General features: G+C 42.2%; 11 protein-coding genes and 1 tRNA gene. 4 read left to right on the top strand and 8 right to left on the bottom strand.

Annotated features, from left to right (window positions below; all coding sequences use genetic code 11):
• Positions 1-2: 2 nt before the first annotated feature.
• Complete coding sequence (locus tag LZG74_RS02005) at positions 3-998, bottom strand: AAA family ATPase (RefSeq protein WP_233794978.1); 996 nt, start codon at positions 996-998, stop codon at positions 3-5.
• Positions 999-1571: 573 nt separating this feature from the next.
• Between LZG74_RS02005 and LZG74_RS02010 the strand changes: the two genes are divergently transcribed.
• Positions 1572-1967, top strand: a complete 396-nt coding sequence (locus tag LZG74_RS02010; protein ID WP_233794979.1) for a hypothetical protein — start codon at positions 1572-1574, stop codon at positions 1965-1967.
• Positions 1968-2306: 339 nt separating this feature from the next.
• On the opposite strand, the gene LZG74_RS02015 is transcribed toward LZG74_RS02010, so the two are convergent.
• Positions 2307-3572, bottom strand: coding sequence for a relaxase/mobilization nuclease domain-containing protein (locus tag LZG74_RS02015; RefSeq protein ID WP_233794980.1), 1266 nt, complete (start codon positions 3570-3572; stop codon positions 2307-2309).
• Positions 3560-3991, bottom strand: a complete 432-nt coding sequence (locus tag LZG74_RS02020; RefSeq protein ID WP_233794981.1) for a plasmid mobilization protein — start codon at positions 3989-3991, stop codon at positions 3560-3562. Before LZG74_RS02020 ends, LZG74_RS02015 begins: the two co-directional genes overlap by 13 nt.
• 430 nt (positions 3992-4421) lie before the next feature.
• Between LZG74_RS02020 and LZG74_RS02025 the strand changes: the two genes are divergently transcribed.
• Complete coding sequence (locus LZG74_RS02025) at positions 4422-5237, top strand: hypothetical protein (protein WP_233794982.1); 816 nt, start codon at positions 4422-4424, stop codon at positions 5235-5237.
• 27 nt (positions 5238-5264) lie between these two features.
• On the opposite strand, the gene LZG74_RS02030 is transcribed toward LZG74_RS02025, so the two are convergent.
• Positions 5265-5645 (bottom strand): lysozyme inhibitor LprI family protein, encoded by a 381-nt coding sequence (locus LZG74_RS02030; protein ID WP_233794983.1) that lies wholly within the window; start codon positions 5643-5645, stop codon positions 5265-5267.
• A gap of 935 nt (positions 5646-6580) precedes the next feature.
• On the opposite strand from LZG74_RS02030, the gene LZG74_RS02035 reads away from it, so the two are divergent.
• Both LZG74_RS02035 and LZG74_RS02040 read left to right on the top strand, forming a co-directional pair.
• Positions 6581-7129, top strand: a complete 549-nt coding sequence (locus LZG74_RS02035; RefSeq protein ID WP_233794984.1) for a hypothetical protein — start codon at positions 6581-6583, stop codon at positions 7127-7129.
• Positions 7130-7647: 518 nt separating this feature from the next.
• Positions 7648-8664 carry a hypothetical protein gene (locus LZG74_RS02040; RefSeq protein WP_233794985.1) on the top strand — a complete coding sequence of 339 codons (1017 nt, stop codon included), beginning with the start codon at positions 7648-7650 and terminating at the stop codon, positions 8662-8664.
• A 352-nt stretch (positions 8665-9016) separates the two neighbouring features.
• Here the strand turns inward: LZG74_RS02040 and LZG74_RS02045 are convergent, their stop codons facing one another.
• The 4 genes from LZG74_RS02045 to LZG74_RS02060 form a co-directional block, all read right to left on the bottom strand.
• Complete coding sequence (locus tag LZG74_RS02045; protein ID WP_233794986.1) at positions 9017-10237, bottom strand: site-specific integrase; 1221 nt, start codon at positions 10235-10237, stop codon at positions 9017-9019.
• Positions 10238-10487: 250 nt separating this feature from the next.
• Positions 10488-10563: transfer RNA gene (locus tag LZG74_RS02050), tRNA-His, on the bottom strand.
• A 118-nt stretch (positions 10564-10681) separates the two neighbouring features.
• Positions 10682-11284 carry a superoxide dismutase gene (locus LZG74_RS02055; RefSeq protein WP_026629244.1) on the bottom strand — a complete coding sequence of 201 codons (603 nt, stop codon included), beginning with the start codon at positions 11282-11284 and terminating at the stop codon, positions 10682-10684.
• A gap of 63 nt (positions 11285-11347) precedes the next feature.
• Complete coding sequence (locus LZG74_RS02060) at positions 11348-11764, bottom strand: nucleoside deaminase (protein WP_211237755.1); 417 nt, start codon at positions 11762-11764, stop codon at positions 11348-11350.
• Between the last annotated feature and the right edge of the window lie 83 nt (positions 11765-11847).

Below are 11847 nucleotides of genomic sequence, written 5' to 3' on the forward strand. Positions count from 1 at the left end.
GATTACTTGTTATACTTTTCGTTTTCAGCGATAGATTGCTCAAAATAGGTGTTTTTGATTACCCCATCGCCTTGAATAACACTTAATTTAGCTGCATCCATTGCTACCTTAACAATCAATGCAGATGAAAAACCTTTCAACCGTTCTGCTACCCTAATCCAATTTACGTCTTTGTCAGTTTTCATTGATTCCAAAGTCGACTTTAAGATGCGCAAGATTTGCGCGCTTTCTGGTTTTGGAAGTTCGATGATATCGTCGAATCTTCTAAAAATGGCTTTATCAATGGCTCCTTCAAGATTTGTCGTGGCGATAATCAATCCTGGGCCGTTAAAATCTTCCAGGACGTTCAGCAAAATATTGACTACTCGATGCATTTCACCTACATCTTGCTTGCCATCCCTTGATTTAGCGATGAAATCGAACTCATCCAATAGCAGCACGCAAGGGTACGTTTTTATCGATTCAAAGAGCTTAGACAAATTACTTGCCGATTCACCAAGGTAAGATGAAACCACTGCCTCAAATTTTACCTTAAGAAATGGCAATCCTATATTCCATGCTATTCGCTCGGCACTCATGCTCTTGCCGCAACCTGGATAGCCATGAAACAAAATACGTCTCCGTGGCTGCAAGCCGAAATGAGCTAATCTCTCGCGGGCCAAGAATTCCTTTTCTATTCGTCCGATTTTTTCTTCAACCTCTTCTGATAAAATCATTTCATGTCGCAACATATCTCTTTTGACTTCTGTCGCAAGAGGAATATTGCTCCGTTTATCTGTTGGAATCAAAATGGAATTGCCGAAGATATTTCGCAATTCCCCTTTCAATGATTGACTGGTTTTGATATTCTTAGTTAGGATGATGTTTAGACGATCAGCAAGTTTTTCGTGTCCTTTTTTTCGCTCATCTTCAATGATAGACTGAGCGACTTTGACGATATCGTCAGAGCGCTCTCCATCAATTGATCGGAAGAGTCGTACAAGCAGGTCTTGGTGCATAGAGAAAATAATTTTTTATACAAATGTACTGACAATCTATGACGAGCTATCGAAAAGATCTGTTTGTATTCCCAACGTAAACCCTGGTGTATTATTCATCTAAGGACTTCGAGATTATTCTTTACTTATAATTGCTGCAATTATAACTGTATGAATAAGTTAATAAAACAATTGACGGCTTCATCTTCAAGGCGTATTGTTAAGCAAATCGGGTAAATACTCCGCCTTGCAACTGAAGTGAGCATTAAAAAGTCCTACGCGGCTGTGTAATCGCCTTTAAATCAGTATGGTTTTCTGATTGCCAAGAGCTAGTCAGCGTACCAGTGGCATTGCGGCGTAGTGATCCTCTGAGAGTTCTTGGCAACTTCCAACGCGGCTAGATTTTGAGTCTATAATAGTTTCCCAATTTCCCAATTCTAGAAATTTAGGCTGCTACGCAACTAGCCCGCTGGCCGAATTGGGGCTTTGACAGCACTTGCCAAAGTACCTGTTCCAGTTCAGAATATTCCCCTATATTTGCCCCGCAAACATTTTAAGAACATCTATGAAATTTTTAAACAAATCCAGGCCAAAATGGCCTTGGAGAGGCACACGGGTGTAAGTCCCGAGACCTGGACGAGATGTTCTTTCGTTGATGTTTGCGGTGACCTCTCCTTTTCATTTCACCCAAATCCATTTTCAATGCAAACATCAAATGGTCTAGGTGTCGACTCGAATGCAAGTTCAGTCAACGCAACGAATGATGCACGTCACGCATTAGATGTCGGCGCTCCGCTGACGCAACGGCAGGCAGATTTTCTGTATATCGTCGATTGCCAGGGCTGTCGGGAATTATCCCAATCGTTAAAAATGATCCACGATCTGGCTCTTTATCACTCGGATATCCCGTTTGATCAGAAAGAAAAGTCAGCTCTTTTCGATCTGAAAGTACTTTGGGAAGGGCTCGAACAAATGGGGGCGAAAGCTTAGAGGTTGGGAGGACTGTTGGCGACAGTCCTTTTTTGTTGTAGCTCAGAAAAATATCTGCCGAGCAACCCGTCGCCCGACGCAAAGCTCTGGGAATAGAAAAGCAGTGCCTTTGTTACTTTGAATTGTCGTTTGATTTCATACTATTATTTTTCACCTCAGCACAATCGCCCATTCTTACACAAAGCGAAAAGTGACGGGGTTCACCCCTTTGGCTGCAAATCCATGAGGCGGTTTAAGGAGCGGCGACAGCCGCGGTAAATAGCCTCATGGATTTGCAGTCGTCACTTTTTGCTTTGTACCTTTCGTTGCGCTGAGGTGCAAGTGCAATTCTTGAATAAGTCAAAACCCCATCGAAAACCCTTTCTGCTTCTTCCGTTTCGGCTTCTTCAACTGATGCGGCATGTTCTCCCCATCCTTAACAGGAGACAATAAAGAATCAAGAGACTTATCATTCTCCAACGAACTACCATTTCCGGCATGGTAAGCATTACCCGCCTGCCCAATCTCCATCCCTATCCTTTGAGACTTTTGCTGATGAAGATAAAAAGGGTCCTCGATGCATCGCTCGGCAATTCCCTTCGCGCTATACTGCTTGCCCAATGCACTTCCGTTGAAGACGGATCTCGTACGATGATCACAGTATGTGATCCCGTACAACTGGCCTTCTTCATTTTTTCGGATTACCGTATCGATCCCGTCTTTTTCAAGAATATTGATAAGCCTGGGCAATGACACGTTTTGTTTGCCATACAAAGTAAAATCTATACTATTCCTAATCCGTAACGAATCCTTCGTACGGTTCGGATTCATCTCATTGTACAGAAAACGCACTTTCAGATTTCTATGTGTTGGTTTAAAATGAAAGTCGCTTGCTTTGATGGGCACCCCAACCCGGTTGCCATCTTTATCCAGCACGCGGTATAAGATGCCATTGTTCTTTCTGATCCTCGAACCCTCTGAGCCAATGTCTGCCGCAACATTATATTGGTTGAGCACCGCATTCAATTCTCCCATCGTAGTGAACTTGTATTCGTTCAGAACTTTGTCGAGCACATTGGCAATGGCCTTCTTGGTTTCTGACTTTCCATACTCTGCTTTGATGCTAACCGGCTTCAAATTAAACTCCTGCGCTTTTCGATCTTGTGCCTTCACCAATCCAAAATCTATCTCAATCTCCTTCCTGGTTTTCTCCGATTGATTTTTGCCCAGGTTGTGCAGCGAGATCCGGCTGCCATCAGCTTTGATGTTGGTCGTCACGATATGCACGTGTGGGTGACCGGCATCCCGATGTTCATACACCAAGGCGGGTTGTTTCTCAAATCCAATACCTTTTAGATAGGCTTTCGAAATCTCCGCAAGCTGTTCTTTGCTCAGCTTTTCCGACGGATCAAAGTTCAGAGACACGTGAACCGTATTGACCTTCGTCCTTTTGTTCAAAGCCAGCTGCCGCTGAATCCGGTTCAGCTTTTGATCAAAACTCAGGGCATCCGCATCCTTGGGATAGTTGATAGCCGAAATGCATTCCGCATGACCCTGTTCCAGCTTGTTCTCATTGTATTGAAGCACAGCCCGAAGCCGGCTGCTGGTGTGGATCACTGCAACCATCGGTCTGCCAGTTTATCGGTTTGCGATTTGATCTTGTCCAGGATTGAAAACAGGAATGTCTTTTCAGCTTCGTAGCTGGCGATCCAGTTTCTGAATTCTGAGATTTGGTTAACTGCATTGAGGCGTCTGGTCGCCTGGTTGAAGTTGTTACCAAGCCGGTTAAGTTCTTCCCGAAGCTCCGACAATTCGCCAATCATCTGATCTTGCGAACCGTTCCTTTCGATCACGGTTACTGGTCGGTTGAAGATCAAGAGCCTTAAAAATTCACTTAATTTCCGGCATGTGGTACGGCCGCGTTTGGCTTCCAATGTGGCGTACTCTTTGGGGGTTAACCGGAAGATTACAAGCTTTGTCTTGTTCGATTTTTCTTCTTTCATCACGATCCTATCTACACTTTCAAACATTAAAAACTCCTTCACAAACCTGGACCGACTTTGGAGGGGAAGGCCAGATCGGGTGCGCAGCAACCGGCGATTGTATTACAATCGTACATCTGGCCAGACGCACAAAGCAGGCGGCTCATTTGGATTTCATAGTCTTTGAACCAGGTGCTGAGCCGATTTGTGAATCTACTTTATTGAAATGGGATTTACCTATCCTGTGTAAATTTGCCTTAGGATCAGGAATTGTTTTAGGCTAATGATAATCTGGACGCAGATATTCGTGTTTGGTCGAAAAAAGTCGAGAATGTTTGTGTTTGTTCGAGAATTGTTGAAAATGTTTGAGTTTGTTCGAAAGGTGATGCTCCCGTCGGTTTTGTCCAAGTAAGAACTGAATATATGGAAACACATCTCCAACATTCGGCTAAGTATATAATTTTCTTATATATTTGAATTGAATTTGACGGCTATGAGAAAAAGAACTGCTGCCATTATCATGGCTTTGACATTTCTTCTGGGACATTATATGCTTGCACAGCCTGCCTTGCTGAAGGGCTCTTGGATTACACCTGAGCAAGACCTGATTGAAATTCGAAACCTCGGCCGGGATTCAAGTAATGTACTAGCTAATAAGTTAATGCAAGAAGATTATTTTCACCTATTCATGCTAGGGGACACGCTGAGCTTTCAACATATTTATACAAGCTCACGGACGCAATTTAAAATCGAATATGTAGATCGGTACGACCTAAAAGTGGTCAGCTATGATAAATCAAGCCTAATTGTAAAGCCTGTATCTGAATTGTCGAAAGCCTATTTCCAGAACCGACCTTTGTTGAAACTCAGAAGAAAGGAACAAGTTATTGATACGACATTCGTCTTTGAAAAATTGGTTTATCACGCTACACAGGCCTGGTTCAGCTCAACTGTTTCATTGCAGCTTGATAATCACAAAAATCTTTACCTGGAAATCGACAATGGTTTCTACGGCCATAACAAAGACCTGGCAACCGGTCAATACATGGCAGTACTGGATGATAGTACTTATACACAGTGTATTACTATACTGCAAAACAGCAGTATAAGAACTCTGAGATTCGGAGATATTGAGGTTAAGGATTCTCCGGAAATTACACTCATCTTTTACTTTAATGGAAAACGAAAATATCTGAAATCCACTTTTACGCCCAGAGTTGCTAAGGACCTTTTATCGTTCATAACCTGGCGTTTGCAGACTTATGCTGATTTAAAGCCGACAGACAAGGTGTATGAGTTGGAGCGATAACTGACATCTAAGAAAAGTCTGATACCATCAGTTTTTTCGCTTGACTGAGCTGGCGCATACATCGCCTTCCTCTATGCCTACCAGCCAAACTCTCAATGTCTTAATTCTTTCATTGGTAAGCTCAGTCTTCAAAATTGCCAGACACATAGAATGAACGCTACCATAATAGCGAGGTTCCCTGTCAGGGTATTTGGCTTTTACCTCAGCATCGCGAAACTGAATCCACAGGCGTTGAGACGCTCTAAGGTTTTTTATGAATTCCTTATCCGTGGCATATTCCTGTAAGATTTTTTGATAAACCGAATTGATCTCTTTCTCTGCTTTTTCATAAGCGTTTTCGTTTACTTGCCCGAATGAGATATTTAGCGATGCTAGAAAAATGATGGAAGCTAACAGGTATTTCTTCATTTGAATGTCAGTCTGGTGTTTGGGTATAATGCTGTAAAAGTGGGAAATTTTCACCAATAGCCCTCGATCGCTGGCATTCCGGCTGTGTTAACCAAGGCCGATGGAGAATGTCTCATTTGGATCAATGGTCGTTTAAAGGTCTATATTAGTCTGTTCGAAAATGGGTCGGGTTTACTCGCGAATGGTCGAAAATGTCTGCGTTTGTTCGAGAATTCTTGAAAATACCCGAGTTTGTTCAAACAGGCATTTAAATTACTTTAACAGTTCTGAAAGTAACCCACCGAGAATGTTTTCTATAAGTTTGGTAAAACGCTTTCCCATAGCACATGGCCAGACAATTTTACCATTTCGCAATCTTCCTTTTTGCAATTCTGATTTTGCAGGAAATCTTGATAACGACGATGCTAAAAGTTTTCGGACGAGGGGCGTATGCGTTAGGGTCATTCATGCCCTATTTTATCCTCGTTTCAGTAACAAAGCCATGTTGCAGTGGAATCGCGATACTTTATTGCTTCATCAACCAGGGCTTTTTTGATGTTTACAATTTTTAATTGGAGCCGTTCGGTTTGTTTTGGCGTCATTGAATTGCTTCTTTGATAGTAACAGTTTCAGCGCCTTGATAACGCGAATTCCGAATTGCAGCCAAGATTTGTCGTTCCAAGCTAATTTTTGTGCGGAGCAACTCAACGATTTGTCGTTTGGTTAAAGACGTTTTTACTCCTTCAAATTCACTTCACGGAGGTCTTCAATGGTTAAATGTATGAATTCGACACCCTAATTGTGTATACGAAACATAGTTACTAGGACCCTAAGCTTCAAACTTATTAATCAGGTAATTCAGGCAATCCGCAAATTGAAAAGAAATGATTAATCGGTTACGCCTATTACGAATAACCCTAGTAATTTTGCCAAATTGTACTTAACTATTTCTCTTTATGAAAGCATTTTTTGCTGCATTATTTCTACTCGTTAGCTTAAATAGTTACTCTCAAACACTTGATTATACCAGGAAATACTTAAAAACGATAGTACGTCAGCAGATGGTTGAAATTCAACAGCTGAAGGATGAGAATTCCAAGTTGAAAAGCTCATTGGAAGAAGGTAAGATTGCAGCTGATAATAAAAGAGAAGAATATAGACTCGAGTCCAACAAATCCCTAGAGAATCTTCGGATTGAATTGCGTTCTAAGGAGATGGAATTAAAAGAACGGACCCAGGAAAAGGAAAGCGCACAGGTCGCAATGCAACAATCACAAAAGCTGGTTGAAATACTTGCTAATCAAGTCGCTGACTTGAAAATGGCAACACCTCAATATTCCCTTGATAACTATGTGTTGCCTGAACGTGAGTCAGAGGCTGTACCAGTAGTCAGAAGGTCGTACCGCGCTCCTCGAACATCCTACATAACTGGACCACGTGGTGGGTGTTATTATATAAATAGTAATGGGAATAAGACGTATGTTGACAGAAGTCTTTGCCAATAATGCTCACGGATGCCTGGTTTATAAACTTAATGCATCTGCCATATTTCAAACCCTTTAGCACAGGCGGCTGCCAATTATTGAAAAATGCCAAATATGTCGCAAGCTTATTATTTTGGTTTGTTCACAAAATAATTTTGTTATCAAACAGACCTTATGTTGAGTCTTATGCATGGAGGTGACATCTTTTTAGTTAGAGCTTGGTGGTTGAGGCAGCGAAGTTATGCTCCGAGCATACGGTGTTAGATTCGCTGATAATGAGAGATAACACAGGTTTTACTGGAAAACCGTCATTAGAATTGCTGGTTTAGATCACTCTTAAGCAAATTCTATCTATTTTCACGACTTTTAAAAATTGAGTTTTCCCATCACCATTTTTTCTTGACCCAGAGTTATTTATGCATACTTTTTACATTTCGTTTCGCCTATCCCTCTACTTTGCTGCGACGTTTCTTTTGGCTATCGGCTGTGCTAGACAACCTCAACAGACGACAAAGGTGTTTCAAAGTCGAATTGAGACGATGAAATTCACCCCATCTGTCCTAGCTAAAAAATTAGATAATGGCATGACTATTCAACTTTCTCCCCTAGATGCCAGGATGATGGACTCAATCAGCACAGCTGCAACTAACACAGACGGTAGTTACAGTCGCGAAACATCCAGTTACAGTACGGTCATGGTTGACCCATTATCTGAAGATAATGGAAAAAATAAAGGAAAATTGAGCCTTTCGAATGCGTATAGGCATTTAGATGCTCTTGCCAAAAGTGGTGAATTACCAAGCGACATAGTGAAAGCTCTCAAAAGGCGAGCAAGCTTTGGAGACGGAGTAGGGTCTAGTGGTGAAGAAGTCTCGCATTCCAAAACAAAATACTCAAGTGCATATAATCCATATAAAATTGAAGACCGATATCTAAATGTTTTTATGATCTCACTGGAAAATAACAGTAACAAGATCCAAAAAATAAGCTTAGATAGCATATTAGTTGTAATCGGATATAATCAGATTAGCCCGCTTAAAAGCGAATATTACGAAAAGATATATGCGACATCTCAGTTTGTGGAGAAAATGAAAAACCTACAACGGTTTAATATGGCTAATGAGACAATAATTCCTCCCGGTGACCGGGTAGTGAAATTTTTTGCTATCCCGTCAGTATATGCAAGTAACTCGGATTTTCAAGTTAAGTTAATTAAGAACTCAGAAGTCACTTCCTTCCAGTTTAAGATGGCACTTATTGTCGAGACGGAAGAGAATGTAAATAGTGAATTTACTTTTAAAGATTTTCGATACAGTGGGACACAAAGACGTGAGTTTTTTGCAGTAAAATATAATGATTCCACAATACCATTAGCAGGACATAGTATTTATGTTGAAAAGAAAGCTTCTGTTGGTCGCGCGTCAGCATTTTCCCTCACAATTGACCCTACTTACAAGAAGTTCAGAGTAGGTATGCGTAAAGAGTTCAGTTGGGTTAACTACTTAAAATCAAGTGGACGAATTCCTTTGGAATACTCTGAATGGATACCACTTTGATTGCTGGATATTGAAGCTTACCATTATGAATCGATGATTTTCCTTATTGAGAAATGGGACCTTTGTTCCATATGAAGATGACGCATCTTGTGAAGCAACGTGGGCGTATTCAGGGAATAAGTTTAACCCCGGGTAAGTCCTGCCTAATCCTGTATTTTCTTATCTTTCTCCTATTTGCATAGCTGCTCATCTTTTTTGCACGGTAGTCTAAAACAGGATTTATATATTAACTTCTAGACGACATTCCCACGTCATTTGCGCGACATTATCAAGCAACAAATGATATGTTAACTAGACTGTAGTTTTAGTGAGCGAAACGCCAGGCTTGCCAACTTGACGTTTCGCCCCCACTCTACAACCCCTTCAACCTCTCCCGCAAACCCTTCATATCCTCACTAATCTTCACATCCAGTATTTTAGCATAAATCATAGTCTGCTTCAAAGACCGATGCCCAAGCATCTTCGAAACCGTCTCAATCGGCACCTTATTACTCAGCGTCACCGTAGTAGCGAATGTATGCCGCGCAATATGAAAAGTTAGCGTCTTAGAAATCCCGCACAGGTTAGCAATCTCCTTCAAGTAAGCATTCATCTTCTGATTACTCAGAACCGGCAGCACAACACCAGCAGCGCAGCACTGCGGATGATCCTTATACTTCTCAATAATTTCCAGGGCCGTATCCAGCAGCGGAATACGTGTAGGCGCATCAGTTTTCTGGCGAGTGGTATCAATCCATGGCTCGCCGTCCATACCGATGACAATGTCCGTCGTCTTCAATTGCTTCACATCCACGTATGCAAGGCCAGTATAGCAGCAGAATAAAAAGATATCCCGCACCTGACTTATTCTTTCAACATCAAATACTTTTTCAGTGAGTCTTTTTAGTTCGTCCCGAGATAAAGGGTTTTTGACAACCTCTTTCTTCGTCAGCTTGAATCCTTGAAACGGATCTTTCTTCAACCACTTATTATTGACGCAGATCAGCACAACCTTTTTGAGGTTACTCATGTATTTAATCGCAGAGTTATGGTTGCAGCCTCGCGCACTTCGCAGCCAAAAGTTGAACTCCGTGATAAATTCAAAATTCAGGTCTTTGATAGCCATGTCATCCTTCTTGTACTTCCATTTGATGAAGGAGGCAGTGTGCTCCTTAGCGGTCTTGTAGCGCTTCAAAGTCAGCGGCGCGAACTCTTGTCCGACCAGAGCTTCCATCTGCTCATTATGGTGCGAAAAGACTTCAAGGATTGTACGGGTTTCATTGCTCTTACCGAGCAATATGTTTTTCAATCCTTCCGCAGAAATTTCTTTGTCATCTTCGGTAAGAATTTTCTTGGCCTGGTAAACTTTTGACGTGAGCATGTCCAAATACGCATTAAGCGTCTTGGCGTCTTCCTTGTTTCCGGCGGGACGTCCAACTGAGGAATTCCACCTTTCAGTATTCCATAACTTCTTGGTGGATAGCTCGGCGACCTTGCCGTCGACTGTGATTCGCAGATAGATGTAGCGAACTGTTCCTTTTTGATTTCTGGCGGGCTTTAAATAGAAAAGCAGGCCAAATGTTTTCTCCAACATAACACAAGCATTTAAAAGTGGTTAAATATCGAATTACCACGCTTGCCAATCAAGATGTTTACGCCGTAAACATCTTGTTATCAATTTGTTATGCCGTTTCCAGTGAGTCTTTTTCTCAAAGTGAGTGAACTACACGAAAGACTCACTGGAAACATGGGAATTTTTGCATTTTTTGATATGATCTGAAAAACAAAAATGCCCGCAAATCATTGATTTACAGGCATTTTGTTTGACTTTGAACTTATTTCAAGGGAGGGAGACGGGTCTCGAACCCGCGACCTCTAGAACCACAATCTAGCGCTCTAACCGACTGAGCTACAACCTCCGTTCTGAGGGGAAAACCCCTTTCGAGGACACAAAATTAGGAAAAGGTTTGAAGGTTGCAAGGCGAATGGTGCACTTTTTTTTCAACCTTCAAACCTAAATCTATATTTTCAACCCTGATTACGCGCCAACGTAAAGAGCGTCAGCAGCTTTCCAGTCCACTACGTTCCAATATGCGTCGATGTAATCCGGGCGCTTGTTTTGATATTTCAGGTAATATGCGTGTTCCCACACGTCCAAACCGATGATCGGCGTTCCTTTTGCTTCCGCAATGTCCATCAACGGGTTGTCCTGGTTTGGGGTAGAAGTGATGGCTACGCCGTCGCCGGATTTAATCAACCATGCCCAGCCTGAACCGAAACGGCCTGTGGCTGCTTTTTTGAATTCGTCTTTGAAAGCCTGGAATGATCCGAATTTCGCTGTAATCGCTTTGCCCAGTTCGCCTGTTGGTTCGCCGCCTCCGTTTGGAGAAAGGGATTTCCAGAAAAATGCGTGGTTCCAGTGACCACCGCCATTGTTACGAACGGGTGCCGGTGCTTTACTGATGTTTGCAACGATTTCTTCTATGCTTTTGCCTTCCAGCTCAGTGCCTGCTACCGCTGCATTCAAATTGGTAACATATGCCTGATGGTGACGGTCGTGATGTATCTCCATGGTCAATGCGTCGAAATGTGGTTCCAATGCATTGTTTGCGTAAGGTAAGGGATCTAGTGTAAACGCCATTTTCAGTGTAGTTTAATGTTTAAAAAATATGCTGTATCACTAGGCTAACAGCAGAAAAAGGCTTTATGTTCTTAATCTCTTAAAAAATTTGAGCAGCAGTTCCTGCGATTCGGTTGCCAAAATTCCGGTTGTGAGCGTCGTTTTGGGGTGTAAAATTGCCTTACCGAGCCTCGAAAATCCACGCTTTTCATCAGCAGCACCAAACACCACGCGGTTCATTTGCGTCCAATAGAGCGCGCCCGCGCACATGACACAAGGTTCGAGTGTTACGTACAATGTACAATCCTGAAGATATTTAGATCCCAGATTATCTGACGCGGCGGTGATCGCAATCATCTCTGCGTGAGCAGTTACGTCATGTAATTTTTCAGTTTGATTATAACCCTTCCCAATAATCCGCTCGCCAATCACAACGACCGCGCCGACGGGAATTTCACCTTCTTCGTACGCTTTTTCAGCTTGCCGCATGGCTTCAGTCATGAAGTAATTGTCAAGAATGTCTGCCTGAATATTCAATGTATGGTTCGTTTATGAATGAAAACGGGACATTCATTGCCAAGCAA

Origin of the sequence: Dyadobacter sp. CY327, from assembly GCF_021390415.1 — a bacterium.
Classification (GTDB): Bacteria; Bacteroidota; Bacteroidia; order Cytophagales; family Spirosomataceae; genus Dyadobacter; species Dyadobacter chenhuakuii.